This is a genomic window from Variovorax sp. M-6 (assembly GCF_052114385.1).
GTDB lineage: Bacteria > Pseudomonadota > Gammaproteobacteria > Burkholderiales > Burkholderiaceae_C > Variovorax.
In genome coordinates this window covers 315,220-339,491 of sequence record NZ_JBFREQ010000002.1, presented here as the reverse complement: position 1 = coordinate 339,491, position 24,272 = coordinate 315,220, and the positions used below count along the sequence as shown (strand labels likewise).

Sequence of the window (24,272 nt, the reverse complement as noted above, 5' to 3'; positions counted from 1 at the left end):
AGAAAGATTACTCGTTTTCACCTAGATGGACATATTTCATAACATTGAGGAAGGCGAACCTTCGGCTGCAGATCTGGTGCTCGACCTGCTGATCACCCATCCCGAGCCGCACATGACCGTGCAGGCGCTGGCACGCGCGGGCGAGATCATGGGTCTCAGCACGCCCAGCGTGCGGGTGGCGCTGACGCGCCTGCTGGGCCAGGACCGGATCGTCAAGACAGGGCGCGGCTGCTATGCCGTGCAGCTGCAGGGCAACTCCGTGCACTACGAGGTGCAGCACTGGTTCGAGAAAGAGAGCCGGATGGGCCATTGGAGCGGCGGCTGGCTGCTGGTGCATGACGGCGGCGTGTCGCGCAGCGACAAGACCGCCTGGCGGCACCACCTGCGGGCGCTCGACCTGAACGGTTTCCGCGCGCTGGCGACGGGCCTCTCCGTGCGGCCCGACAACCTCGATGGCGGGGCCGAAGCCATGCGCGCGGCCTTGGCCCGGCTCGGCCTGGCGCCGGGCAGCCTGGTGTTCAGCGGGGGCGATTTCGACGCCGATGCCGCCGCCCGGATGCGGGCGCTGTGGGACGTGCAGGCGCTGTCGGCCGCCTACCGCGACGCGTTGAAGCTGATCGAGCACAGCAACGCGCGCCTGGCGCGCATGACGCCCGAGGCGGCTGCACGCGAAACGCTGCTGGTCGGGCGCGCCGTCATCCGCGGCATCGTGCGCGATCCGCTGCTGCCCGAGGCGATCCAGCCTGGCGCGCCGCGGCGGGCGCTGATCGACGCCACCCGCACCTACCAGGCGCGGGCGCGCGCACTGTGGCAAGACGTGCTTGCCGGCTGAGCGGCCCCGCCCCTCAGTCCTCGAAGACCTCGGTATCGACCTCGATGCTGCTCTGAGCGCCGTAGCGCGCACCGGCCACGGTGCGCTGGTTGATCAGTGCATCGACCCGTGCGAAGAGCTCGGGGGTCAGCTTCATTTGCTCGGCCTGCAGGTCTTCGCGCAGGTGATCGAGGCTCGTCGTCCCGGGGATCGGGATGATGTGCTCGCCGCGCGCCAGCAGCCAGGCCAGCGCCAGCTGCGCGGGCGTGCAGCCGGCCTCTTTTGCCAGCGCGGTGTAGGCCGGCAGCAGTTCGAGGTTGCGCGCGTAGTTGTCGGGCGAGAAGCGCGGCATCGCGCGCCGGATGTCCTTTGCGTCGAGCGTCGACACGTCATGCAGCACGTCGCACAGGAAGCCGCGCGCCAAGGGGCTGAAGGCAACCAGCGCCGCGCCGATCTCGCGGCAGGCCTGCAGCACCGCGATCTCGGTGTTACGGCTCCAGAGCGAATATTCGTTCTGCACCGCCGCGATCGGATGCACCGCATGCGCGCGACGCAGCGTGGCGGCCGAGACCTCCGACAGGCCCAGCGCGCGCACCTTGCCCTCCTCGACCAGGCGCGACATCTCGCCGACCGACTCCTCGATCGGCACCGACTTGTCCCAGCGGTGCAGGTAGTACAGATCGATGACCTCGGTCTGCAGCCGGCGCAGGCTGTCCTCGCAATTGCGGCGCAAGGTGGCGGGCTTTCCGTCGATCACCCGGCGCACCGTGCCGTCGTCGCCGCGCACGCCGGCCATGCCGCCCTTGCTGGCCAGCGTGAAGGCGTTGCGGTGCGGCTTCAGCACCCGGCCGACCAGCTCCTCGTTGGCGCCGAAGCCATAGAGGGCCGCCGTGTCGAACAGCGTCACGCCGGCATCGAGCGCCGCCAGCAGCAGGCGCTCGCCCTGCTCCGCCGACGGCGGCACGCCGTAGGCATGGCTCAGGTTCATGCAGCCGAGTCCGATCGCGCTGACCGAGAACGGGCCGAGTTGTCGCTTGTGCATGGCGCGGCTCAGCTCTGCAGTTGCTGTTCCAGCTGCTGCAGCACCTGGTAGCAGGGCAGCACCTGCGCCACGCTCGAGTTCGGCTCGCGGCCTTCGCGGATGGCGGCGAAGAACTCGCGGTCCTGCAGCTCGATGCCGTTCATCGACACGTCCACCTTCGAGACGTCGATCGCCTCTTCCTTGCCGTTGAACAGGTCGTCGTAGCGCGCGATGTAGGTGCCGGTGTCGCCGATGTAGCGGAAGAAGGTGCCCAGCGGGCCTTCGTTGTTGAACGACAGCGACAGCGTGCAGATCGCGCCGTTGGCGGCCTGCAGCTGGATCGACATGTCCATCGCGATGCCCAGCGTCGGATGGATCGGGCCCTGTACCGCATTGGCCTTCACGATCGGGCTGCCGGCCTGGTAGGCGAACAGGTCGACCGTGTGCGCCGCGTGATGCCACAGCAGGTGGTCGGTCCAGCTGCGCGGCTGGCCCAGCGCGTTCATGTTGGTGCGGCGGAAGAAATAGGTCTGCACATCCATCTGCTGGATGTTGAATTCGCCGGCCTTGATCTTGTTGTGCACCCACTGGTGGCTCGGATTGAAGCGGCGCGTGTGGCCGCACATCGCGACCAGGCCGGTTGCCTTCTGCAGGTCGACCACCGCCTGCGCGTCCTTGAGCGAATCGGCCAGCGGGATCTCGACCTGCACGTGCTTGCCGGCGCGCAGCGCGGCGAGGCTTTGCGAGGCATGCATCTGCGTCGGCGTGCACAGGATCACGGCGTCGACTTCCTTCAGCGCCAGCGAGTCGGCGAGGTCGGTCGTGACGTGGCCGATGCCGTACTTGGCCGCCACTTCGCGCGTCTTGTCGAGCTCGCGGCTGACCAGCGAGACGACTTCGACGCCGTCGATGTTCTTGATGCCGTCGAGGTGCTTGATGCCGAACGCGCCGGCACCGGCGAGAGCGACCTTGATTGTCTTGCTCATGTTATTGGTTCTCCAGGATGAGATGGCCCACGGCCGTGTTGGACGCGGGAACGTGGAAGAAGCGGTGCGCCACCTTCGGCGGCTTGCCGCCGGCGACGTCGGCCATCGCGCCGCGGGCGATCAGCCACATCACGAGCTCGATGCCTTCGGAGCCGGCTTCGCGCACGTAGTCGATGTGCGGCATCTTAGAGAGATCGTCGGGATCGGCGATCAGGCGGTCGAGGAACTTGTTGTCCCACTCGGCGTTGATCAGGCCGGCGCGCGGACCCTGCAGCTGGTGGCTCATGCCGCCGGTGCCCCAGATCTGGACGTTGAGGTCCTCGTCGTAGGACTCGATGGCGCGGCGGATCGCCTGGCCGAGCATGAAGCAGCGGCGGCCGCTCGGCACCGGATACTGCACCACGTTGACCGCGAACGGGATCACGGGGCAAGGCCAGGCGTCCGGCTGGCCGCACATCAGCGACAAGGGCACCGTGAGGCCATGGTCGACGTCCATCTTGTTGACGATCGTGAGGTCGAAGTCCTGCTGGATCACGCTCTGCGCGATGTGCGCGGCCAGCGGCGCATGGCCGATGACGGTGGGCACGGGACGCGGGCCCCAGCCTTCGTCGGCGGGCTGGTACGAGTCGGCGGTGCCGATCGCGAAGGTCGGGATCATGTCCAGGCTGAAGGCCGTGGCATGGTCGTTGAACACCAGGAACACGACGTCGGGCTTGTTGTCCTTCATCCATTGCTTGGAGAAGTCGTAGCCCGCGAACAGCGGTTGCCAGTAGGGCTCGTTCGACTTGCCCAGGTCGAGCGCGGCGCCGATGGCGGGCACGTGCGAGGTGTAGACGGATGCGGTGATGCGTGCCATGTCAGGTCTCCTGCCGGGCCGCCCCAAAGGAGGCCTGCGCCCCCTCGGGGGGCAGCGAATACACGAAGTGATGAGTGTGGGGGCTTTTCATATTGCTTTTTTTCCGGCCGCGCCTTGCGGCTGGCGATGCGCCTGCGCCGTGCCGTCCTCGCCGACGCGGCGATTGCCTTCGACCGAACGGCCGCCCTTGATCATCATGTCGCGGTATTCCTCTTCGGTCATGCCGGTCATGCTGCCGGCCATCTGCTGGAAGCTCTTGCCGTCGGTGGCGCCGATCTTGGCCAGGAAGTAGATGTTGCCGCCGAGCGCGATGCAGCGGTTGAGATCGCGCGCCAGCACCGCCTGCTTCTGGTCTTCGGTCATCGGCCACTCGTCGAGATAGGCTCGCTCGTCGGCCTTGAAGCGCTCGCGGTTGGCGGCCTTCATGAGCGACATGCAGAACTGGTTCAGGTGGTAGCCGAGGCGCGATTGCTCGGCGTCGAAGATGGTCGTGCCGGGCACGTCCTTGTAGGGTTTCTCGAGCGACATTACTTCAGCTCCGGCCAGTACAGGCGCGTCGGGTTGTCGACCAGCAGCTTGCGCTGCAGCTCGGCCGTCGTCGCGATCTGCGGGATGAAATCGACCAGCAGGCCGTCGTCGGGCATGTGGTCCTTGAGGTTCGGATGGGGCCAGTCGGTGCCCCACAGCACGCGGTCGGGGAAGCTCTCGACCACCTTGCGGGCGAAGGGCACGACGTCCTGGTAGGCGGCCTGCTCGCCATTCAGCGCCTTGGGTCCGGCGAGCGACAGCCGCTCGGGGCAGCTGACCTTGCTCCAGACGTTGGTGTGCTCGCGCATGAACTTCAGGAACAGCTCGAACTCGGGCCCGTCGATGGGCTTGCTCACGTCAGGCCGGCCCATGTGGTCGACCACCACGGTGGTCGGCAGCGCGGTGAAGAAGTCCCACAGCTCGGGCAGGTCGACCGCCTCGAAATAGATCACGACATGCCAGCCGAGCGGCGCGATGCGGTTCGCGATCTCGAGCAGTTCGTCCTTGGGCGTGAAGTCGACCAGCCGCTTGACGAAGTTGAAGCGCACGCCGCGCACGCCGGCGTCGTGCAGTTCCTTCAGCTCGGCATCGCTGATGCTGCGCTTGACCGTGGCGATGCCCTTGGCACGCCCGCCCGACGCCTTCAGCGCATCGACCATGGCGCGATTGTCGGCGCCATGGCAGGTCGCCTGCACGACGACGTTCTTGTCAAAGCCGAGGTGGTCGCGCAGGGCGAACAGCTGGTCCTTCGAGGCGTCGCAAGGCGTGTACTTGCGCTCGGGCGCGAACGGGAACTCATCGCCCGGGCCGAACACATGGCAGTGCGCGTCGACGCTGCCGGGCGGCACCTGGAAGCGGGGTTTCGAGGGGCCCGCGTACCAGTCGAGCCAGCCCGGGGTCTTGGTGAAAGTGGTCATGGTCTCAGTCCAGGGTGATGTTGGCCTTGCGGATCACGTCGCCGAAACGCTGGGTCTCGGTCTTGACGAACTGGTTGAACTGGTCGCGGGTCGTCGGGAAGGGCTCATAGCCGAAGCTCTTGAACTTCTCCTGCACGTCGGGGCTGGCCAGCGCGGCCTCGACGTCCTTCCTGATCTTGTCGGTGACCGCCGGCGGCAGGCCCGGCGGCACCGCGATCGCGTTCCAGCCCGTGACCTCGAAGCCCTTCGGGCCGCCCGACTCGCCCACCGTCGGCACGTCCGGGAAGCTGGCAAGGCGCTGCGGCGCGGCCACGGCCAGGAAGCGCAGCTTGCCGGCGCGCTGCAGCGGGCCCGCGGTGGCGGCGCTGCCGAGCGCGAAGGACAGCTCGCCGGTCGACACCGAGGTGTAGAGCTGCGTGGTTTCCTTGTAGAGCACGTGCTCCATCTTGATGCCGGTGGCGGATGCGAACATCTCGGAGCCCAGGTGCACCGGGTTGCCGATCGACCAGGAACCGAAGTTGAGCTTGCCCGGATGGGCCTTGGCGTCGGCAATGATGTCGCCGACGGTCTTGTACTTGCTGTCGGTCGCGACCGTGAAGAAGAAGTAGGTCTTGAACAGCGGCAGGAGGGTGTCGAAGTCCTTCACCGGATCGTAGGGCAGCTTCTTGAACAGCGCCGGATAGGCCGCCAGGTGCACGTTGTCGAGCACGATCATGTCGGTGCCGTCCTTGGCGCCGCGCTTGAAGGCGTCGATGGCGATGAAGCCGTTGCCGCCCGGGCGGTTCTCGACCACCACCGGCTGGCCCCAGGCGCGCGAGAGCTTGTCGGCCACCAGGCGGGCGACGCCGTCCGGGCCGCCGCCGACCGGGAACGGCGTGATGATGCGCACCGGCTTGGTCGGGAACTGCTGCGCGAAGGCGCCCATCGGCAGGGCCGCGGCGGTCAGTGCGCCGGCGGCGAGAGCGAGGGACCGGCTCGTCAGGAAGCGTCGAGTGAGTTGCATGGAAGGGTCAGGTGGGGATGAGGGGGATTCAGTCGATGTAGCGCAGGCCGGCCTTCTCGAGGGGCTCGCGCATCTTGTACATGTCGAGGCCGAGCACGCCGGAGGCCAGCTTCTCGCGCTTGGCGCCCTCGTTGGCTTCGCGCGCCACGGCGGCTTCGAGCGCCTTGGCCGCCATCGCCCTGGGCACGCAGACCACGCCGTCGTCGTCGGCCACGATCACGTCGCCGGGCGTCACCAGCATGCCGGCGCAGACCACCGGGATGTTGACGGAGCCCAGCGTGGCCTTGATCGTGCCCTTGGACGAAATCGCGCGGCTCCAGACCGGGAAGTTCATCTCCTGCAGCGTCTTCACGTCGCGCACGCCGGCGTCGATGATCAGCGCGCGGGCGCCGCGGGCCTGGAAGCTGGTGGCCAGCAGGTCGCCGAAATAGCCGTCGGTGCATTCGGCCGTGACCGCCGCCACCACGATGTCGCCGGGCTGGATCTGCTCCGCCGCCACGTGCATCATCCAGTTGTCGCCGGGCTGCAGCAGCACCGTGACCGCGGTGCCCGACACCTGCACGCCGGGATAGATCGGGCGCATGTAGGGCTTGAGCAGGCCCACGCGGCCCATGGCCTCGTGCACCGTGGCCGAGCCGAGCTTGGCCAGCGCGTCGGCCGTGGCGCGGTCGGCGCGCTCGATGTTGCGATAGACGACTCCGAGTTCGTACATGGTCTTGTCTCCTTGAGGGGGTCAGAGGTTTTTAGCTTTGAGCGCGGCGTCGAGCCGCGGGAACACGCGGCGCGCATTGCCTTCGTAGATCTGGAAGCGATCGGCGTCGCTCAGGATCTTGCTCGACTCGATGTAGCGCTTGGTGTCGTCGTAGTAGTGGCCGGTGGTCGGGTCGATGCCGCGCACCGCGCCGATCATTTCGGAGGCGAACAGCACGTTCTTGACCGGGATCACCGTGTTCAGCAGGTCGATGCCCGGCTGGTGGTAGACGCAGGTGTCGAAATAGATGTTGTTGAGCAGGTGCTCGTCGAGCAGCGGCTTCTTGAGTTCCTGCGCCAGGCCGCGGAACCGGCCCCAGTGGTAGGGCACCGCGCCGCCGCCGTGCGGGATCAGGAAGCGCAGGGTCGGGAAGTCCTTGAACAGGTCCGAGGTCAGGCACTGCATGAAGGCCGTGGTGTCGGCATTGAGGTAGTGCGAGCCGGTGGTGTGGAAGGCCGGGTTGCAGCTGGTGCTGACGTGGATCATCGCGGGGATGTCGTATTCGACCATCTTCTCGTAGATCGGGTACCACTGGCGGTCGCTCAGCGGCGGGCTGGTCCAGTGGCCGCCGCTCGGGTCGGGGTTCAGGTTGATGCCGACGTTGCCGTATTCCTTGACGCAGCGCTCCAGCTCGGGGATGCAGGTCTTCGGGTCGACGCCCGGCGACTGCGGCAGCATCGCGGCCGGGATGAAGTGGTCCGGGAACAGCTGACTCACGCGATAGCAGAGTTCGTTGCAGATCGCGGCCCAGGTCGACGAGGTATTGAAGTCGCCGATGTGGTGCGCCATGAAGCTGGCGCGCGGGCTGAAGATGGTCAGGTCGGAGCCACGCTCCTTCATGAGCTTGAGCTGGTTGTTCTCGATGGTCTCGCGGATGTCGTCGTCGCTGATCTTGAGATCTGCGGCCTTGGGCGCCTTGGACGGGTCCTTGAGGCCGGCGATCTGCAGGTCGCGCCAGGCGCCGAGCGCGGCGGGGGCGGTCGTGTAGTGACCGTGGACGTCGATGATCATGTCGTGTGCTCCTGAGACTGAAAGGTCGATGACGGTGAAGGGTTCAATGGGCCACGGGTTCCGCGGCGGGGTCGCGAAGGCTCCGGCCAACCGGCGCTTGCGGATGCACCCACTGCTTGACGATCAGGGCCGCGGTAGCGATCAGGCCCGGAATGGCCACGATGGTGAAGATGCGGTCGAAGCCCAGGCTGCGGGCCGCCAGTTCGGCCACCAGGAACGAGCCCGCAATGCCGCCGAAACGGCCGATGCCGAGCATCCAGGCCACCCCGGTGGCCCGGCCTTGCGTGGGGTAGAAGACCGCGGCCAGCGCGGGCATCGACGACTGCGCCGTGTTCATGAGGGTGCCGGCGACGAACACCATCACCACCAGCCAGCCGTCGTGGCCCACGGTCTGGCCGATCAGGTAGATCGACAGGGCGGTCAGCGCGTAGCCGATCGCGATGATCCGGTTGGCATTGAAGCGGTCCATCAGCCAGCCGCAGAACACGGCACCGACGCCCCCCAGCGGAAACAGCGCCGCCACCAGAACCGCCTTGTGGGGATCCATGCCGGCGTCCTTGAGCAGGATCGGCATCCAGTTGATCAGCGCATAGAAGATGACCAGGCCCATGAAATAGGCCAGCCACAGCATGAAGGAGCCGATGCGGTGGCTGCGCCCCAGCACCAGCGCGAGCCCGCTGCCGGACACCGGGCCGGCCTGCCGCTCGGTCAGCACGAAGGAGGACGCCGTGGCCGCCGTGGCGGAGATGCGTGCCAGCACCCGGCGGATGCGCTCGCTCGGCTGCCCCTTGGCCACCATGTAGCGCACCGATTCAGGCAGCGCCACGAGCATCAGCAGCGCCAGCACCACCGGCACCGCGCCGCCCAGCAGCAGCACGCTGCGCCAGCCCCAGTGCGGAATCATCCAGGCGGCCAGGAAGCCGCCGAAGGCCGCCCCCAGGGGAAAGCCGCAGAACATCGCATTGGTCAGCATGGCGCGTTGCTTGTCCGGGCAGTATTCGCTGGTCAGCGTCACGGCGTTCGGCATGGCCGCACCGAGGCCCAGCCCGGTCACGAAGCGCAGGACGGTGAGGCTGTCGAGGCTGCCCGAGAAGCTCGACGCCAGGCTGGCCAGGCCGAACACCAGCACCGAAGCGGTCAGCACGGCCCTGCGGCCGAACTTGTCGGCCAGCGGACCGGCGCTCAAGGCACCCGCCGCCAGCCCGAACAGTGCCGCACTGAGCACCGGAGCCAGCGCGGGCTTGGCCACGCCCCACTCGCCGATCAGCGAAGGCGCGATGTAGCCGATGGCGGCGGTGTCGAAGCCATCGAGCAGGACCACCAGGAAGCACAGGCTGAAGATCAGCCACTGATAGCCGGAGAAGCCCTGCGAATTGAAGAACGCCTGGACGTCCAGCGGCGTGTCGTTTTCTTTTTTCATGATCCCTGCGATTCCGTGCGAGTGGCTCAAGCCGGATCCATGCCCTGCGCGCGCTTTGCGGCTTCGGCCTCGGGCGAGGCCATGAAGGCCAGCATCGCACGCACCGTCTCGGCCTGGGCCGATCCGGTACAGACACCGGCGGAAAAAGTGGTGACGATCTGAATCGCCGCGGGCATCGGGCCGAGCAGGTCGATGCCCTGAACGTGGATCAGTTCGCTGAGCTGCTGGAAGCCCAGCTCGACCTCGCCGCGAGCGACCAGGGTGCCGACCGGCACGCCCGGCGGCGCCTGCACGATGCGCGCCTTGATCTGGTCGGCGATGCCCCAGCGCTCGAACAGCGCGGCCAGCGCGACGCCGCTCGGGCCGGTGGAATAGCTGAGATTGCGGGCGGCCAGCACGGCGTTGCGAAGCGCTTCCTCGGAGCCGATGTCGGGATGCGGCGCGCCGGCCTTCACGGCCACCGCGACGCCCGACAACACCAGGTCGGTCTTGCTGCCGGCTTCGATGCGACCGGCGGCGATCAGCTTGTCGATCGCGTCGGAAGCCAGCACGACGACGTCGAAGGACTCGCCGGCCAGGACGCGCTTGGCGGCGTCGACGCCGCCCACCGATTCGATCGCGACCGCGGCCCCCGAGCGCTGCTCGAAGGCGGCCACCAGATCGGCCAGCACCTGGCGGGTGGCCATCGACGAAATCCCCTTGATCGCGGTCTTCTGCATGCGCAAGCCCTGTCTCCAATGCCGGCGCGGCCGGCTCCGATGGGCGGATTGTGCGGCGGTATGGCCCTACGGGATTTGCCATAAGCCACTAGCAGCTAGAACAAATTGGCATATCATTTCCGGCCCTGGACCGGAGGACTTCGTGGACCTGAAACAGCTGGCGTATTTCGTTCGCGTCGCCGAGCTGGGCAGCTTCACCCGTGCCGCCGTGGCGCTGAAAGTGGCCCAGCCGGCGTTGAGCCGCCAGGTGCGCCTGCTCGAGGTCGAGCTGCGGCAGAACCTGCTGGTGCGCAATGGCCGTGGCGCCACGCCGACCGAGGCCGGGCAGGTGTTGCTGGCCCATGGGCGCGGCATCCTGCACCAGGTGGAGCGCGCCCGGGAGGAGCTCGACCGCGTGCGCGGCTCGCTGGCCGGCCGGGTGGCGGTCGGCCTGCCGCCCAGCATCGCGCGCGTGCTGACGGTGCCGCTGACGCGGGCTTTCCGCGAACAGATGCCGCAGGCCCAGTTGTCGATCAGCGAAAACCTCTCGACCGCGATGCAGGACCAGTTGCTGCACGGCGGGCTGGACATCGCGGTGATCTACGACGCCCGGCCGATGCCGGGGCTGGATGTGCAGCGCTTGCTGGAGCAGTCGCTGCTGCTGGTCGGGCGCCGCCCGCCCGGGCTGCAGGAAGACCCGCCGCCGGCACCGATGGCGCTGGCCGAGGTGGCCCGGCTGCCGCTGGTGATCCCGAGCCGGCCCAATGCGATCCGGATGTACGTGGAATCCGAGATGGCCGGCATCGGCTGCACGCCGCATGTCGCGCTCGAGATCGACGGCGTGTCGGCCATGCTCGACCTGGTCGCCGACGGCGCCGGCTTCGCGATCCTGTCGCGCATTGCGGTCATCCGCTCGGTCAACCCCTCGGCCTACACCCTGCGCGAGATCGCGTCGCCGCCGCTGCGCATCCCGGTGTTCACCGCGGTCAGCGCGCTGCGGCGCGCGACGTTGACCCAGCAGGCGACGCTGGACCTGATCCGCAAGACCGCCGAAGCCCTTCTCAAGGGCTGAAAGGCCTCAGTCCGCCGCCGGGCCGCCCCAAGGCGGACTGCACCCCCTCGGGGGGCAGCGAGTACACGAAGTGACGAGCGTGGGGGCTCAGTCCTTGCGCGCGGCCAGCAGGCGGTCGGCGTAGTCCTGCCAGGAGGCCTGCTTGTCGAGCCCGTCGAACACACCGGCCTTCGCCTGGTCCGCCACCCACTGCTGCTTCTCGGCGATGGCCGCCGCCATGGTCGGCGCGAAGCCGGCCTCGCGCACCGTGTTGGCGGCTTCCCGCATCTCCTCGGCGCGGCGCTGGCCGTGCTGCACCACGCGGCTGAAGAAGTAGGCCCCCTGGCGGCTCCAGTCGATGCTCGGGAAGGTCTCCTGCAAGGTCGGCAGCACATGGTCCTCGACGCCGTAGGCGCGCGCCGTGGCATAGCTTTCGATCACGAGCGCCTCGAGGCCCTTGATCATGACGCTGCGGCTCATCTTGATCGCGCTGGCGACGCCCAGGCGCTCGCTCACGGCCCGGGTGTCGAGGCCCCAGGCCGCCAGCGCCTCCGCCAGCGCGGCCGCGCGCGCGCCGCCGAGCAGCATCGGCACGCGGATGCCGTAGGGCGGCACCGAGGTCATGACGCCGGCTTCGACATAGTGCGCGCCGGCAGCTTCCACCAGCGCCGCGCACTGCTGCTTGGTGCCGGGCGAGGCCGAGTTGAGGTCGAGGAACACCGTGCCTGGACGCAGGTGCGGCGCCGCCTCCTGCGCCACGCCGAGCGTGTTCGACGCGGTGACGGCGGAGAGCACCAGCGTGCTGGCCTGGCACAGCGCCTGCATCGAGGCGTGCGCCACGACGCCGGCCTGCGCCGCGTGCGTCCGCTCGTGCTCCTGGCGCGCGGGGTCGATGAAAGTCAGGTCCCAGGCGCCGACGGATTGAACGCCGGGCTTGTTCTTGAGGCCCGTGGTAAAGGTCTTTCCGACCTCGCCGTAGCCAATGAGGCCGATGTGTTCGAGCTGCATGTCTGTCCCTTGTCTGATATCTACTGCCGCGGGATGCGCGCAGCGGCGATCACGTCGCCCCATCGGCGAATCTCGTTGTCGAGCAGCATCGCCAGTTCTTCGGGGCTGCTGGCGCGCGGCTGCACGTTGAGCGTCGCCAACTGCTGCTTCACTTCGGGCGATGCAAGCGCGGCGCGCACCGCGCGGTTGAGCCGGTCGACCCGCTCGCGCGGCGTCTTCGAAGGCGCCGCCAGTGCGTTCCACGAGCGCACGTCGAAGCCCTTGAGCCCCGCGCCTTCGGCCACCGTGGGCACGGCCGGCAAGGCCGGGTTGCGGCCCTCGCCCATCACGGCGAGCGCGCGCAGCGCCTGGCCCGAAATCTGCGGCATGAGCGGCGAAAGAATCTCGACGCCGGCGTCGATCTGGCCGCTGCGCAGCGCCGTGACCACGGCCGGCGTGCCGTTGAAGGGCACCACCTGCACGTCGATGCCGGCCCGGCTCTTGAACAGTTCGGCCGCCAGGTTCTGCGTGCTGCCGATGTTGACCGTGCCGATGTTCAATCCGCCGGGGCGCGTCTTGGCCGCCGCCACAAGCTCCGCCAGGCTGCGCAGCGGCGAGGCCTCCGGCACCACGATCGCGATGTCGAAATAACCCAGCAGCGAGATCGGTGCGAAGTCCTTGCGGGTGTCGAAAGGCAGGCGCTGGAAGAGGCTGTCGCTGACCGCCGTGCCGTTGCTCATCAGCAGCAGCGTGAGGCCGTCCGGCGCAGCGCTGGCGACCAGCGTGCCGGCCACCACGCCACCGGCACCGGGGCGGTTGTCGACCACCACCGACTGGCCGAGCTGGCTCGCCATCGCCTTTCCGACCACACGCGCGGTGAGGTCGGCGACACCGCCGGCGCCGAAGGGCACGACGAGGCGGATCGGTTGGGTGTCGCGACTGTCGGCATAGGCGGCGAGGGGGCGAGCGGCGGCGAAGCCGATGGCCGCCGAAGACAGGAGAAATGAACGTCGGGTTGTTCTCATGGCAGACGCACGGGCTGAAAAAGGCGGCCAGTGTAGGCCCAAGCACTCGGCCGCGCAGGCACCGACGTCAGGACGACGCCCTGCGCCTGCGCCGCAACCTCGCCACCCCACCCCGCCGAGCCGGCCTGGGGTTTCAGATCACGATCGGATCGAACTTCCGCCGCGCCTTGAGCTGGTCGGCATCCCATTCGATGCCGATGCCCGGCGTCTCGGGCGCGAGTGCATGCCCGTTCTCGATGCGCAAGCGGCTGGTCGTCAGATCGTCCAGCTGCGGGATGTACTCGACCCAGCGCGAATTCGGCACCGCCGCGCACAGGCTCACATGCAGCTCCATCAGGAAGTGCGGGCACATCGCGAGGTTGTGCGCCTCTGCCAGATGCGCGATCTTGAGCCAGGGCGTGATGCCGCCGACCCGCGCGACGTCGGCCTGCACGATGGAGCATGCGTCCTGCCGCATGTACTCGCCGAACTGCGACAGGTGGTACATCGACTCGCCGACCGCGATCGGCACGCTGGTGCTCGCGAGCAGTTGCGCATGCGCGGCCACGTGCTCGGCCGGCATCGGTTCCTCGAACCAGGCCAAGTCGAGCTCGGCGTACTGGCGCGCGCGGCGGATCGCCTCGGACAGCGACATGCTCTGGTTGGCGTCGACCATCAGCTCGAAATCCGCACCGACCGCATCGCGAACGGCCGACAGCCGCGCCATGTCCTGGGCGACGTGCGGCTTGCCGACCTTGACCTTGGCGCCGAGAAAGCCCTCGGCCTTGGCCGCGAGGGTCTGCTCGACCAGGTCGCCGGGCTCCAGGTGCAGCCAGCCGCCCTCGGTGGTGTAGAGCGGCACGCGCGACTTGGCACCGCCCGCCATGCGCCACAGCGGCAAGCTGGCGGCGCGGCAGTTGCGGTCCCACAACGCGGTGTCGATGGCCGCCAGCGCGAGGCTGGTGATGGCGCCGACCGCGGTGGCGTGGGTGTGGAAGAAGAGATCGCGCCAGATCGCCTCGTAGCTCTGCGGATCGCGGCCGATCAGGCGCGGCGCGAGATGGTCGCGCAGCAGCGCCACGATCGACGAACCGCCGGTGCCGATGGTGTAGGTGTAGCCGGTGCCGGCCGAGCCGTCGTCGCAGCGCAGCGTGACCAGCACGGTCTCCTGCGTGACGAAGGACTGGATGGCGTCGGTGCGCCGCACCTTCGGCGCGATGTCGATCTGCGCGATCTCGACCTGGTCGATCTTGGTCATGGCCATGTGCGAACGCTTTCGATCAGGCCCCGGCCTTGGTCACCTCGTCGGGCAGGTCCGCGCCGTGGAACTTCTTGTAGATCGCGTTGAGCTTGCCGTTCTTGAGGTTGGTGCGCACCCAGGCGTCGACCTTCGCCTTGAGCTTGTCCTCGCCCTTGCGGAAACCGACGGCGAGCATGTTGACCTTCATCACGAACTTCGTCTCCATCTGCTTGGACGGGCTCTTGTCGTTGATGGCCTTGAGCAGCGGCGGCGCGGTCGCGAAGATGTCGGCCTGGCCGCTCACGATCGCGGTGATGGAGGTCGCGTCGTCGTCGAAGCGCACGATGGTCGCGTCCTTCGGCAGGATCTTGGTGACTTCCTGGTCGTTGGTCGTGCTGCGCGTGGCGATCACCTTCTTGCCCGACAGGTCGGCCGCGCTCTTGATGTTCATGCCCTTGGGCGCGCCCACCACCGCCGAGATGCCGGCGTAGGGAACCGAGAAATCGACGACCTTCTCGCGCTCGGGCGTGATCGACAGGCTGGAGATCACGATGTCGGCCTTGTCGGTCTGCAGGAACGGGATCCGGTTCGCGCCCGTGGTGGGCACGATCTCGAGCTCGAGCCCCAGGTCCTTCGCGAGCAGTTGCGCGGTCTCGACGTCGGAGCCGGTGGAGTTGAGCTTGTCGTCCTTCATGCCGTAGGGCGGCACGCCGAGGTCGATCGCGACGCGGATCTTCTTGGCGGCGGTGATGCTGTCGAGCTGGTCGGCGTGGGCAGTCATGCCGAGGCCGAGCGCCGAGCCGGCGAGCATCAGGCCCGACAGCAGCAGGTGAAGGCGGCGTTGTTGGAAGCGGTTCATGTCTCGTGATCCTTTGTGGTTGCGTGGGAAGAAAGGCGTTGAAGGCGCGGGCCGCTCAGAGGCCGTTGCCGAGAAACTGGCGCAGTTCGGGCGTCTTCGGATCGGCCAGCATCGAGGCATCGCCCTCCTCCCAGACTTGCCCCTGGTGCATGAAGATGATCTTGTCGGCGACACCGCGGGCAAAGGCCATCTCGTGCGTCACCAGCACCATGGTCATGCCCTCTTCGGCGAGTTTCTCGATGACCTTGAGCACTTCGCCGGTCAGCTCGGGGTCGAGCGCCGAGGTGACCTCGTCGAACAGCATCACCTGCGGCTTCATCGCGAGGGAACGGGCGATCGCGACGCGCTGCTGCTGGCCGCCCGAGAGCTGCTCGGGATAGGCGGCGGCCTTCTCGGCCAGGCCGACATGTGCCAGCACTTCCGTCGCGACGGCCTTCGCATCGGCCGCGTTCATCCGCTTGACCGAGGTCAGGCCGAGCGTGATGTTCTGCAGCACCGTCAGGTGGGGGAACAGGTTGTAGCTCTGGAACACGATGCCGACGTCGCGGCGCAGCGCGCGCACGTCGAGCGCCGCATGGTGCACCGCGTGTCCGCAGACATCGATGCGGCCGCTGTCGACGCTCTCGAGCCGGTCGATGCAGCGCAGCGCCGTGCTCTTTCCCGAGCCGCTCTTGCCGATGATGGCCACCACCTGGCCCTTGGTGACCGAAAACGAGACGCCGCGCAGCACATGCAGCGCACCGAATCGCTTGTGGACCTGGTCGAGTTCAACCACGGCTTGCATTGAGTTTCCTTTCGAGCCCACGGCTCCAGCGCGACAGCGGATAGCACATCGCGAAATACAGCAGGGCCGCGCAACCGAAATAGATGAAGGGCTGGAAGGTCGAGTTGTTCAGCACCTTGGCGTTGTACGAAAGCTCGGCGAAGCCGATGACCAGCGACGCGATCGAGGTGTTCTTGATGATCTGGACCATGAAGCCCACGGTCGGCGGGGTCGCGATGCGCAGCGCCTGCGGCAGCACCACCTTGACCATGCGCTGCCAGCGCGTGAGGCCGATGCACTCGGCCGCTTCCCACTGGCTCTTGTGCACCGACTGGATGCAGCCGCGCCAGATCTCGCCGAGGAAGGCGCTCGAATAGATGGTCATCGCCAGCGCCGCGGCGACCAGCGCGGGGACCGAGCCGATGCCGAGGATGTTCGGGCCATAGAAGCACAGGCCCATCAGGACCAGCAGCGGCGTGCCCTGGATCACCTGGATGTAGGCGCCCGCGGCGACGCGCACGGCGCGCACCGGTGCGATTCGCGCCAGCGCCACGGCGAGGCCGGCGAGCCCGCCGGCGATGAAGGTCAGCACCGACAGCTCCAGCGTGCCGACCGCGCCCAGCAGCAGGTAGGTGAGTTGTTCGTGCGTCATAGCGGTGTGCCGAGCTTGCGCCGGCGCGTGAAAACGATCTGGCCCAGGAGCCAGAATCCCAGCCGCATCAGGTACGACAGGGCCAGGTACACCACCCACAGCACGAGGAAGATCTCGAAATTGCGGAAGGTGTCGGACTGAATGCGGTTGGCGATGCCGAGCAGTTCCTCGGCACCGATTGAGGACATGATGCTCGAGGCCAGCATCAGCAGCACGAACTGGCTGGTGAGCGACGGATAGACCCGCTCCACCGCGGGCCGCAGGATCACGTGCCAGAACACCTGCAGCTTCGACATGCCGAGGCAGTCGGCAGCCTCGAGCTGGCCCTTGTGGATCGACTCGATGCCCGCACGGATGATCTCGCAGGTGTAGGCACCGATGTTGATCACCAGCGCCAGCACGGCGCCGACCATGATCGGCATCGTCACGCCCACGCTCGACAGCCCGAAGATCAGGAAGTAGCTCTGGATCAAGAGCGGCGTGTTGCGGATGCCTTCCACGTACACGCCGACCAGCCGGCGCAGCCATTCGTGGCGGCTGCCGCGTCCGACCGCGCACAGCGCGCCGAGCCCGAAGCCGATCACCGTCGACAGGAACGACAGCTGCACCGTGACCCACGCGCCCTCGAGCAGCAGCGGCCATTGCGCCAGCACGGCCGCGAAATCGAACTGATACTTCACTGTCGTTCCGCCGACTCGGTTTTCCACCACGCGGCTGCGTAACCCGCAACGCACGAAATCGGCACGACCGAGGCCAGGGATACCGCGGAACCGGCTTCGCCGGGCCGCTGGTATCGCCCCCTCGAGGGGCTGAGGTCCGCGGCTCCAAGCCTGCCTGCGCAGGCTTGGACGGTTCCGAAGAGCCGCTGCCTCTGGCAGCGACTCGATGCGCCGCAGGCGCTGCGGGGGTGTTTCATCGCTAGAGCTTGAAGGCGACCACGTCCTGGCGCTGCTCGCCCAGGCCTTCGATGCCGAGGGTCATCACGTCGCCCTTTTTCAGGAACACCGGTTGCGGCTTCATGCCCATGCCCACGCCGGGCGGCGTGCCGGTGGTGATGATGTCGCCGGGCTCCAGCGTGTTGAGCTGGCTGACGTAGCTCACCAGCTTGGCGACGTTGAAGATCATCGTCCGGGTGTTGCCGGTCTGCACCCGCTTGCCGTTGAGGTCGAGCCACATCGCGAGCTTCTGCGGGTTGGGCACCTCGTCGCGCGTGACCAGCCAGGGGCCGATCGGGCCGAAGGTGTCGAAGCCCTTGCCCTTGTCCCAGGTCAGGCCGCGCTCGAGCTGCCATTCGCGTTCGCTGACGTCGTTGATGACGCAGAAGCCTGCCACGTAGTCGAGCGCATTCTTTTGCGAGACATAGCGCGCACGGGTGCCGATCACCACGCCGAGCTCGACCTCCCAGTCGCCCTTGACCGAATTCTTCGGCAGCATGACGGGGTCGTTCGGTCCCTGGATGCAGCTGACGGCCTTGGTGAAAACCACCGGCTCCTTCGGGATCGGCATGCCGGATTCCGCCGCGTGGTCGGCGTAGTTCAAGCCGATGGCGATGAACTTGCCGACGCTGGCGACCGGGCAGCCATAGCGCGGCTTGCCGCGGACCAGCGGCAGCTTGTCGACCTTGAGCTTGCGCAGCTTGGCGAGCGCCGCATCGCCCAGCTGGTCGGGGCCGATGTCCTTGACCACCGCGCTGAGGTCGCGCAGCTTGCCTTGGTCATCGATCAGGCCGGGCTTTTCCTTCCCGGGATTGCCATAGCGAACGAGTTTCATGTTGTCCTTTTCTTTCAGATCAATAGGTGGAGCGGCCGCCCGACAAGTCGAACACCGCGCCGGTGGAAAACGAGCAGTCTTCGGTGCAGAGCCAACCGACCATCGCCGCCACCTCCTCCACCGTACCAAAACGGCCCATCGGAATCTTCGACAGCATGAAGGCGATGTGGTCCGGCGTCATCTGGTCGAAGATCGCGGTCTTCACTGCCGCCGGCGTGACGCAGTTGACGCGGATGCCGGTGTCGGCCAGTTCCTTGCCCAGCGACTTGGTGAGCGCGATGACGCCGGCCTTGCTGGCGCTGTAGGCGCTGGCGTTGGGGTTGCCGTCCTTGCCCGCGACCGAGGCGATGTTCACGATGCGGCCGTAGCCTTGAGTGCGCATCTGCCCCACGACCTCGCGGCAGCAGATGAAGACGCCGGTCAGGTTGACCTCCATGACCTGCCGCCAGGCGTCCACCGGATAGTCCCAGAGCTTCGTGTTGGGCCCCGTGATGCCGGCGCTGTTGACCAGCGCATCGATGCGGCCGGCCTGCGCCAGCGTGGCGGCGACGGCCTTCGCGACCGAGGGCTGCTGGCTGACGTCGACCGCGAGCGCAAAGGCCTTGGCGCCGAGCGCCCACGCGGCCTTGGTGGCGGCCTCGCCGTCGCGGTCCCAGACCGTGACGCTGCCGCCCGACGCCACCAGCCGCTGCGCGATGCCGAAACCGAGGCCCGTCGCGCCGCCGGTGATCACCGCGTGCCGGCCGGTGAAGTCGAGCCGGTTCATATCGTGATGCCGCCGTCGACCGAGAACGCCTGCCCGGTCGCGAACACCGACTCGTCGCTCGCGAGGAACACCACCACGGGTGCGATCTCCTCGGCCTGGGCCAGTCGGCCCATGGGCTGGCGTGCGATGAAGGCCTTGCGGGCCTCGTCGGGGTCGGCGTTGGCGTTGATGCGATCGCCGAGCGACGGCGTGTCGACCGTGCCCGGGCACACCGCGTTGCAGCGAATGCCCCTGGTCACGTAGTCGGCGGCGACGCTCTTGGTGAGGCCGAGCACGGCCGCCTTGGTCGTCCCATACACGAAGCGGTTCGGCAGCCCCTTGATGCTGGAACACACGCTCGCCATGTTGATGATGCTGCCGCGCCCGGCGGCGAGCATGCCGGGCAGCACGGCCTGGATGGTCCAGAACTGCGCCCGCACGTTGAGGTTGAAGGCGAATTCCAGGTCGGCATCACCGGCATCCAGCACGGTGCCGTTGTGCACCACGCCGGCGCAGTTGAAGAGGATGTCGAGCGCCGGCAGTGTCTTCACCAACGACCCGATGGCCGCCTTGTCGAGCACGTCGAGCTTCGCGGTGCGGACGTTGGCGACGCCGGCATAGCGTGCGAGCAGTGTCTCGTTCACGTCGGTGGCCCAGACCTGGGCGCCTTCGGCCGCGAGTGCGATCGCGCTGGCGTAGCCGATTCCTTGCCCGGCGGCGGTGACGAGCGCCGTCTTTCCTTGGAGTCGCATGGAATGTCCTTGTGATGAAGTGTTCGGTGCACCGGGCCGTTCAGGGTTTCGCCCGATGGCTGTGAAGCGGTGCGGATCGTATTCTGAATTGGCCTTACCACTTGTCCAATTAAGGACAACCCTTAAACTTTCAAAACTGTGCCGCTGCAGACCCTCGAACCCAAGCGCCTCTACCGCCAGATCGCCGACCAGCTGCGCACGCTGATCGCGAAGGGCGAATTCGCCGTGGGCGCGCGCCTGCCCGCCGAGCGCGACCTGGCCAAGCAGCTGGGGGTCAGCCGGCCCTCGGTGCGCGAGGCGCTGATCGCCCTCGAAGTCGAAGGCCGGGTCGAGGTGCGCACCGGCTCGGGCGTCTACGTGCTCGACCGATCGAAGCGGACCACGGCACCGGACGAGGTGCTGGGCTGGGGTCCGCTCGAACTGATCCGCGCCCGTCGCGTGATCGAGGGCGAGACCGCCGCACTCGCCGCCCTCTCGGCCAAGCGCGCCGATCGCGATGCCATCGCCCGCGCGCTCGACGAGATGCGCGAGCTCGCCGCACGCGGCGTGATGCCGCTCGACGCCGACCGTGCCTTTCACATCGCCATCGTGCAAGCCAGCGGCAACGCGGTGCTGACCGAGACGGTGCAGGGTTATCTCGACTCACGCAGCGGCCCGCTGTTCAAGCGCCTCGGCGGCTACTTCGAGACCGACAAGTCCTGGCAGAGCGCGATCGCGGAACACGCCGCCATCCAGGCCGCCATCACGGCGCGCGACCCGGATGCGGCGCGCGCCGCGATGCACGAACACATGGATCGCTCCCACCAGCGCTTCAGCGTCAGCTGGCGCCGCGCCCACGCACCTTAAGGATCCCCACATGAATCCCTTCATCCGACTTCATCCGGCCGACGACGTCGTCATCGCCCGCTCCCAGCTTCTCGGCGGCACGCAGGTCGAGAACGTGACTTCGCGCGGCCTGATCCCGCCCGGCCACAAGATCGCTGTGCGCGCCATCTCGCAAGGCGAACCGGTGCGCCGCTACAACCAGATCATCGGCTTCGCGAGCAAGCCGATCGCGGCCGGCGAACACGTTCACACGCACAACCTCGACATGGGCCCCGACAAGGGCCACTTCGAGCGCGACTACGCCTTCGGTGCCGACGTCAAGCCGGCGCCGGCGCGGCGCGAAGCCACCTTCATGGGCATCCGCCGCGCCGACGGCCGGGTCGCGACCCGCAACTACATCGGCGTGCTGACGAGCGTGAACTGCTCGGCCACGGCGGCGCGCGCCATCGCCGACCACTTCTCGCGCAAGACCAACCCGGCCGCACTGGCGGACTACCCGAACGTCGACGGCGTGGTCGCGCTCACGCACGGCACGGGCTGCGGCATGGACACCGGGGGCTTGGGGCTGCAGATTCTCGAGCGCACGCTCACGGGCTATGCGACGCACGCCAACTTCGCGGCCGTGCTGGTGGTCGGGCTGGGCTGCGAGGCCAACCAGATCAATGCCTGGCTGGCGACCGGCAACCTCAGCGAAGGCGAGAACTTCCGCGTCTTCAACATCCAGGACACCGGCGGCACGCGCAAGACGGTCGAGAAGGGCGTGGCGCTCATCCGCGAGATGCTGCCGCGCGCCAACGCCGTGCAGCGCGAACCGCTGAGCGCGGCCCACATCACGATCGGGCTGCAGTGCGGCGGCTCCGACGGCTACTCGGGCATCAGCGCCAACCCGGCGCTCGGTGCGGCGGTCGACCTGCTGGTCGCGCACGGCGGCACCGCGATCCTGTCGGAGACGCCCGAGGTCTACGGCGCCGAGCACCTGCTGACGCGCCGCGCGGTCCGGCGCGAAGTGGGCGAGAAACTGGTCGAGCGCATCCGCTGGTGGGAGCACTACACCGCCATCAACGAAGGCGAGATGAACAACAACCCCTCGCCCGGCAACAAGGCCGGCGGGCTCACGACCATCCTCGAGAAATCGCTGGGCGCGGTGGCCAAGGGCGGCACCAGCAACCTCGAGGCGGTGTACGAATACGCCGAGCCCGTGACCGCGCACGGCTTCGTCTACATGGACACGCCGGGCTACGACCCGGTCAGCGCCACCGGCCAGGTGGCGGGCGGCGCCAACATGATCTGCTTCACCACCGGCCGCGGCTCGGCCTACGGCTGCGCGCCCTCGCCCTCGCTCAAGCTGGCGACCAACTCGGCGCTGTGGCAGCGGCAGGAAGAAGACATGGACATCAACTGCGGCGAGATCGTCGAAGGCACGGTGTCGATCCAGGAAATGGGCCAGCGGATCTTCGAGCTGGTGCTGGCGACCGCATCGGGCGAACCCTCGAAGAGCGAGCGGCACGGCTACGGGCAGAACGAGTTCGTGCCCTGGCAGGTCGGCGCAGTGATGTAGTGCCATGGCGCCCTCGATGCAAGCACCCTTCGGCGCGCTCGAAGGCACGGGCTTCGAAAAGCTCGATCCGCGTTTCAACCGCCTGGTGCCCGGACCCGAGCAGGTCGAACGGCTCTGGACCGGCGCACGATGGTGCGAGGGCCCGGCCTGGTTCGGCGCCCATCGCACCCTCGTCTGGTCCGACATCCCCAACAACCGCATGCTGCGGCTCGACGAGCGCAACGGCACGGTCGCGGTGTTCCGCGAGCCGGCCAACAACGCCAACGGCAACACGGTCGACCGCCAAGGCCGGCTGGTCAGCTGCGAGCATCTGACGCGGCGCGTGACGCGCACCGAGCACGACGGCAGCCTCACGGTGCTGGCCTCGCACTGGCAGGGCAGGCGCCTGAACTCGCCCAACGACGTCGTGGTGCACTCCGATGGCGGCATCTGGTTCACCGACCCGAGCTACGGCATCCTGAGCGACTACGAAGGCCTGAAGGCCGAGAGCGAGATCGGGGCCTGCAACGTCTACCGCATCGACCCCGCGAGCGGCGCGGTCGAACTCGTCGCGGACGATTTCGTGAAGCCCAACGGACTGGCCTTCTCGCCCGACGAGTCGATGCTCTACATCGCCGACACCGGCGCCAGCCACGCCGCCGACGGGCCGCGCCACATCCGCCGCTTCGTGGTCGCGAACGACGGCCGGCGTCTTGGCGCGGGCCGCCTGTTCGCGGAATGCACCCAGGGCCTGTTCGACGGCTTCCGCCTCGACACCGAGGGCCGCCTCTGGACCAGCGCGGCCGACGGCGTGCACGCCTACGATCCCGACGGCAGCCTGATCGGCAAGATCCTGTTGCCCGAGCGCGCCGCCAACGTCTGCTTCGGCGGCCCCAAGCGCAACCGGCTCTTCATCTGCGCCACCCGTTCGCTCTACGCCATCACCCTCAACGCCAAGGGAGTTTGAATCCATGTCGACCACGCTGAGCCCCGACACCCTTCGAACACAGGTCGCCCGCATCCTGGCGGYGGCCGGCAGCGCGCCGCCCGAGGCCGAGCAGGTCGCCGCCAACCTGGTGCTGGCCAACCTCAGCGGCCACGATTCGCATGGCGTCGGCATGCTGCCGCGCTATGTCGACGCGGTGGCCGAAGGCGGACTCGTTCCCAATGCCTCGGTGAAGATCAATCTCGATGCCGGCGCGATGCTCGCGCTCGATGGCCAGCACGGCTACGGGCAGATCGTCGGCGTGCAGGCGATGGAACTCGGCATCGCGCGTGCGAAGCAGCTCGGCAGCTGCATCCTGTCGCTCGCCAGCGCGCATCACCTGGGCCGCATCGGCCACTTCGCGGAGATGGCGGTGGCCCAGGGCCTGGTGGCGATGCACTTCGTCAACGTGCTGTCGCGGCCGGTGGTCGCGCCCTGGGGTGGTGGCGACGGCCGCTTCGGTACCAATCCCTGCTGCATCGGCGTGCCGCTCGCGGGGGCCGAGCCCTTCATCCTCGACTTCGCGACCAGCCGGGTGGCGCAGGGCAAGATGCGCGTGGCCTACAACAAGGGCGAGCGCGTGCCGCCCGGACACCTGATCGACGAGCACGGCGCGCCGACCGACGATCCCGGCGTGGTCGTGGTGCCGCAGAGCAACGGCCTGTTCGGCGCGTTGATGACCTTCGGCGAGCACAAGGGCTATGGCATGGCCGTGGCCTGCGAACTGCTCGGCGGCGCGCTGACCGGCGGCGGCACCTGGCATCGCCCGGCCGACACCGCGCGCACCGTGCTCAACGGCATGCTGGTGGTGCTGATCGACCCTGCCAAGCTCGGCACCCAGGCCAGTTTCGAGCAGGAGGCGAAGGCCTTCATCGACTGGCTGCGCCAGAGCCCGGCCGGCGCTGGCTTCGATGCGGTGCAGATCGCGGGCGAGCCCGAGCGAAAGGCGCGCGCGACCCGAGAACGCGAGGGTATCTGGCTCGACGACGCGACCTGGGGCGAGATCGTGGAGGCGGGTCGGAAGGTCGGCGTCACGGTCGGCTGAGCGCGCCGACCACCAACTGTTTCAATGTCGTCGTCGCCGGGCCCTGGGCTTGCGC

26 protein-coding genes are annotated in these 24,272 nt (G+C 68.0%); 6 read left to right on the top strand and 20 right to left on the bottom strand.

Going from position 1 to position 24,272, the window contains the following annotated elements; translation table 11 throughout:
- Positions 1-76 precede the first annotated feature (76 nt).
- Positions 77-832, top strand: coding sequence for a PaaX family transcriptional regulator (locus AB4Z46_RS04080; protein WP_442282198.1), 756 nt, complete (start codon positions 77-79; stop codon positions 830-832).
- A gap of 13 nt (positions 833-845) precedes the next feature.
- Here AB4Z46_RS04080 and AB4Z46_RS04075 read toward each other — a convergent pair whose 3' ends face one another.
- The 10 genes from AB4Z46_RS04075 to AB4Z46_RS04030 form a co-directional block, all read right to left on the bottom strand.
- Entirely contained in the window at positions 846-1,853 is a 1,008-nt protein-coding gene (locus AB4Z46_RS04075) for an aldo/keto reductase (RefSeq protein ID WP_442282197.1), read from the bottom strand.
- An 8-nt stretch (positions 1,854-1,861) separates the two neighbouring features.
- Positions 1,862-2,818: a Gfo/Idh/MocA family oxidoreductase gene (locus AB4Z46_RS04070; RefSeq protein ID WP_442282196.1), complete on the bottom strand. Its 957-nt coding sequence runs from the start codon at positions 2,816-2,818 to the stop codon at positions 1,862-1,864.
- Between the two features lies 1 nt (position 2,819).
- The gene (locus AB4Z46_RS04065; RefSeq protein ID WP_442282195.1) at positions 2,820-3,674 is read right to left on the bottom strand and encodes a class III extradiol dioxygenase subunit beta; all 855 of its coding nucleotides are present in this window, start codon (positions 3,672-3,674) and stop codon (positions 2,820-2,822) included.
- Positions 3,675-3,761: 87 nt separating this feature from the next.
- Positions 3,762-4,202, bottom strand: a complete 441-nt coding sequence (gene ligA / locus AB4Z46_RS04060; RefSeq protein WP_442282194.1) for a protocatechuate 4,5-dioxygenase subunit alpha — start codon at positions 4,200-4,202, stop codon at positions 3,762-3,764.
- On the bottom strand, positions 4,202-5,119 hold the full coding sequence (locus tag AB4Z46_RS04055; RefSeq protein ID WP_442282193.1) for an amidohydrolase family protein: 918 nt from the start codon (positions 5,117-5,119) through the stop codon (positions 4,202-4,204). The genes ligA and AB4Z46_RS04055 overlap by 1 nt, the downstream gene beginning before the upstream one ends.
- A 4-nt stretch (positions 5,120-5,123) precedes the next feature.
- Positions 5,124-6,122, bottom strand: a complete 999-nt coding sequence (locus tag AB4Z46_RS04050; protein ID WP_442282192.1) for a Bug family tripartite tricarboxylate transporter substrate binding protein — start codon at positions 6,120-6,122, stop codon at positions 5,124-5,126.
- Between the two features lie 28 nt (positions 6,123-6,150).
- The gene (ligK, locus tag AB4Z46_RS04045) at positions 6,151-6,834 is read right to left on the bottom strand and encodes a 4-carboxy-4-hydroxy-2-oxoadipate aldolase/oxaloacetate decarboxylase (RefSeq protein ID WP_442282191.1); all 684 of its coding nucleotides are present in this window, start codon (positions 6,832-6,834) and stop codon (positions 6,151-6,153) included.
- 21 nt (positions 6,835-6,855) lie between these two features.
- Positions 6,856-7,884: an amidohydrolase family protein gene (locus AB4Z46_RS04040; protein WP_442282190.1), complete on the bottom strand. Its 1,029-nt coding sequence runs from the start codon at positions 7,882-7,884 to the stop codon at positions 6,856-6,858.
- A gap of 43 nt (positions 7,885-7,927) precedes the next feature.
- A complete protein-coding gene (locus AB4Z46_RS04035) occupies positions 7,928-9,304 on the bottom strand; it encodes an MFS transporter (protein WP_442282189.1) in 1,377 nt (458 codons plus the stop codon).
- 26 nt (positions 9,305-9,330) lie between these two features.
- Positions 9,331-10,023, bottom strand: coding sequence for a substrate-binding domain-containing protein (locus tag AB4Z46_RS04030; RefSeq protein ID WP_442282188.1), 693 nt, complete (start codon positions 10,021-10,023; stop codon positions 9,331-9,333).
- A gap of 142 nt (positions 10,024-10,165) precedes the next feature.
- Here AB4Z46_RS04030 and AB4Z46_RS04025 point away from each other — a divergent pair, with 142 nt between their 5' ends.
- On the top strand, positions 10,166-11,074 hold the full coding sequence (locus AB4Z46_RS04025) for a LysR substrate-binding domain-containing protein (RefSeq protein ID WP_442282187.1): 909 nt from the start codon (positions 10,166-10,168) through the stop codon (positions 11,072-11,074).
- Positions 11,075-11,161: 87 nt separating this feature from the next.
- On the opposite strand, the gene AB4Z46_RS04020 is transcribed toward AB4Z46_RS04025, so the two are convergent.
- The 10 genes from AB4Z46_RS04020 to AB4Z46_RS03975 all read right to left on the bottom strand — a co-directional run bounded on the left by AB4Z46_RS04020 (position 11,162) and on the right by AB4Z46_RS03975 (position 19,825).
- Positions 11,162-12,061 (bottom strand): DUF1932 domain-containing protein, encoded by a 900-nt coding sequence (locus AB4Z46_RS04020; protein ID WP_442282186.1) that lies wholly within the window; start codon positions 12,059-12,061, stop codon positions 11,162-11,164.
- A 20-nt stretch (positions 12,062-12,081) separates the two neighbouring features.
- Positions 12,082-13,065, bottom strand: coding sequence for a Bug family tripartite tricarboxylate transporter substrate binding protein (locus AB4Z46_RS04015; protein ID WP_442282185.1), 984 nt, complete (start codon positions 13,063-13,065; stop codon positions 12,082-12,084).
- A 133-nt stretch (positions 13,066-13,198) separates the two neighbouring features.
- Positions 13,199-14,302 carry a mandelate racemase/muconate lactonizing enzyme family protein gene (locus AB4Z46_RS04010; protein WP_442282246.1) on the bottom strand — a complete coding sequence of 368 codons (1,104 nt, stop codon included), beginning with the start codon at positions 14,300-14,302 and terminating at the stop codon, positions 13,199-13,201.
- Between the two features lie 22 nt (positions 14,303-14,324).
- Positions 14,325-15,143 (bottom strand): transporter substrate-binding domain-containing protein, encoded by an 819-nt coding sequence (locus AB4Z46_RS04005; RefSeq protein ID WP_442282184.1) that lies wholly within the window; start codon positions 15,141-15,143, stop codon positions 14,325-14,327.
- A gap of 55 nt (positions 15,144-15,198) precedes the next feature.
- A complete protein-coding gene (locus tag AB4Z46_RS04000; protein ID WP_442282183.1) occupies positions 15,199-15,927 on the bottom strand; it encodes an amino acid ABC transporter ATP-binding protein in 729 nt (242 codons plus the stop codon).
- Positions 15,911-16,558 carry an amino acid ABC transporter permease gene (locus AB4Z46_RS03995; RefSeq protein WP_442282182.1) on the bottom strand — a complete coding sequence of 216 codons (648 nt, stop codon included), beginning with the start codon at positions 16,556-16,558 and terminating at the stop codon, positions 15,911-15,913. Before AB4Z46_RS03995 ends, AB4Z46_RS04000 begins: the two co-directional genes overlap by 17 nt.
- Positions 16,555-17,238 (bottom strand): amino acid ABC transporter permease, encoded by a 684-nt coding sequence (locus AB4Z46_RS03990; protein ID WP_442282181.1) that lies wholly within the window; start codon positions 17,236-17,238, stop codon positions 16,555-16,557. The genes AB4Z46_RS03995 and AB4Z46_RS03990 overlap by 4 nt, the downstream gene beginning before the upstream one ends.
- A gap of 238 nt (positions 17,239-17,476) precedes the next feature.
- Positions 17,477-18,328, bottom strand: a complete 852-nt coding sequence (locus AB4Z46_RS03985; protein ID WP_442282180.1) for a fumarylacetoacetate hydrolase family protein — start codon at positions 18,326-18,328, stop codon at positions 17,477-17,479.
- 19 nt (positions 18,329-18,347) lie between these two features.
- Positions 18,348-19,094: an SDR family NAD(P)-dependent oxidoreductase gene (locus tag AB4Z46_RS03980; protein WP_442282179.1), complete on the bottom strand. Its 747-nt coding sequence runs from the start codon at positions 19,092-19,094 to the stop codon at positions 18,348-18,350.
- A complete protein-coding gene (locus tag AB4Z46_RS03975) occupies positions 19,091-19,825 on the bottom strand; it encodes an SDR family oxidoreductase (RefSeq protein WP_442282178.1) in 735 nt (244 codons plus the stop codon). Before AB4Z46_RS03975 ends, AB4Z46_RS03980 begins: the two co-directional genes overlap by 4 nt.
- Positions 19,826-19,963: 138 nt before the next feature.
- Between AB4Z46_RS03975 and AB4Z46_RS03970 the strand changes: the two genes are divergently transcribed.
- The 4 genes from AB4Z46_RS03970 to AB4Z46_RS03955 are packed head-to-tail and all read left to right on the top strand — an operon-like array spanning position 19,964 to position 24,217.
- Positions 19,964-20,671, top strand: a complete 708-nt coding sequence (locus AB4Z46_RS03970) for a FadR/GntR family transcriptional regulator (RefSeq protein WP_442282177.1) — start codon at positions 19,964-19,966, stop codon at positions 20,669-20,671.
- A 10-nt stretch (positions 20,672-20,681) separates the two neighbouring features.
- Entirely contained in the window at positions 20,682-22,208 is a 1,527-nt protein-coding gene (locus AB4Z46_RS03965) for a UxaA family hydrolase (RefSeq protein WP_442282176.1), read from the top strand.
- Between the two features lie 16 nt (positions 22,209-22,224).
- Positions 22,225-23,154: an SMP-30/gluconolactonase/LRE family protein gene (locus AB4Z46_RS03960; protein ID WP_442282175.1), complete on the top strand. Its 930-nt coding sequence runs from the start codon at positions 22,225-22,227 to the stop codon at positions 23,152-23,154.
- Positions 23,155-23,158: 4 nt separating this feature from the next.
- Complete coding sequence (locus AB4Z46_RS03955; RefSeq protein WP_442282174.1) at positions 23,159-24,217, top strand: malate/lactate/ureidoglycolate dehydrogenase; 1,059 nt, start codon at positions 23,159-23,161, stop codon at positions 24,215-24,217.
- Positions 24,218-24,272: the final 55 nt, after the last annotated feature.

Bases quoted from the DNA above. Each gene is read 5' to 3' on its own strand.
- AB4Z46_RS04075 (WP_442282197.1), bottom strand. From the start codon at position 1,853: ATGCACAAGCGACAACTCGGCCCGTTCTCGGTCAGCGCGATCGGACTC.
- AB4Z46_RS04070 (WP_442282196.1), bottom strand. From the start codon at position 2,818: ATGAGCAAGACAATCAAGGTCGCTCTCGCCGGTGCCGGCGCGTTCGGC.
- AB4Z46_RS04065 (WP_442282195.1), bottom strand. From the start codon at position 3,674: ATGGCACGCATCACCGCATCCGTCTACACCTCGCACGTGCCCGCCATC.
- ligA (WP_442282194.1), bottom strand. From the start codon at position 4,202: ATGTCGCTCGAGAAACCCTACAAGGACGTGCCCGGCACGACCATCTTC.
- AB4Z46_RS04055 (WP_442282193.1), bottom strand. From the start codon at position 5,119: ATGACCACTTTCACCAAGACCCCGGGCTGGCTCGACTGGTACGCGGGC.
- AB4Z46_RS04050 (WP_442282192.1), bottom strand. From the start codon at position 6,122: ATGCAACTCACTCGACGCTTCCTGACGAGCCGGTCCCTCGCTCTCGCC.
- ligK (WP_442282191.1), bottom strand. From the start codon at position 6,834: ATGTACGAACTCGGAGTCGTCTATCGCAACATCGAGCGCGCCGACCGC.
- AB4Z46_RS04040 (WP_442282190.1), bottom strand. From the start codon at position 7,884: ATGATCATCGACGTCCACGGTCACTACACGACCGCCCCCGCCGCGCTC.
- AB4Z46_RS04035 (WP_442282189.1), bottom strand. From the start codon at position 9,304: ATGAAAAAAGAAAACGACACGCCGCTGGACGTCCAGGCGTTCTTCAAT.
- AB4Z46_RS04030 (WP_442282188.1), bottom strand. From the start codon at position 10,023: ATGCAGAAGACCGCGATCAAGGGGATTTCGTCGATGGCCACCCGCCAG.
- AB4Z46_RS04020 (WP_442282186.1), bottom strand. From the start codon at position 12,061: ATGCAGCTCGAACACATCGGCCTCATTGGCTACGGCGAGGTCGGAAAG.
- AB4Z46_RS04015 (WP_442282185.1), bottom strand. From the start codon at position 13,065: ATGAGAACAACCCGACGTTCATTTCTCCTGTCTTCGGCGGCCATCGGC.
- AB4Z46_RS04010 (WP_442282246.1), bottom strand. From the start codon at position 14,302: ATGACCAAGATCGACCAGGTCGAGATCGCGCAGATCGACATCGCGCCG.
- AB4Z46_RS04005 (WP_442282184.1), bottom strand. From the start codon at position 15,143: ATGAACCGCTTCCAACAACGCCGCCTTCACCTGCTGCTGTCGGGCCTG.
- AB4Z46_RS04000 (WP_442282183.1), bottom strand. From the start codon at position 15,927: ATGCAAGCCGTGGTTGAACTCGACCAGGTCCACAAGCGATTCGGTGCG.
- AB4Z46_RS03995 (WP_442282182.1), bottom strand. From the start codon at position 16,558: ATGACGCACGAACAACTCACCTACCTGCTGCTGGGCGCGGTCGGCACG.
- AB4Z46_RS03985 (WP_442282180.1), bottom strand. From the start codon at position 18,328: ATGAAACTCGTTCGCTATGGCAATCCCGGGAAGGAAAAGCCCGGCCTG.
- AB4Z46_RS03980 (WP_442282179.1), bottom strand. From the start codon at position 19,094: ATGAACCGGCTCGACTTCACCGGCCGGCACGCGGTGATCACCGGCGGC.
- AB4Z46_RS03975 (WP_442282178.1), bottom strand. From the start codon at position 19,825: ATGCGACTCCAAGGAAAGACGGCGCTCGTCACCGCCGCCGGGCAAGGA.
- AB4Z46_RS03965 (WP_442282176.1), top strand. From the start codon at position 20,682: ATGAATCCCTTCATCCGACTTCATCCGGCCGACGACGTCGTCATCGCC.
- AB4Z46_RS03960 (WP_442282175.1), top strand. From the start codon at position 22,225: ATGCAAGCACCCTTCGGCGCGCTCGAAGGCACGGGCTTCGAAAAGCTC.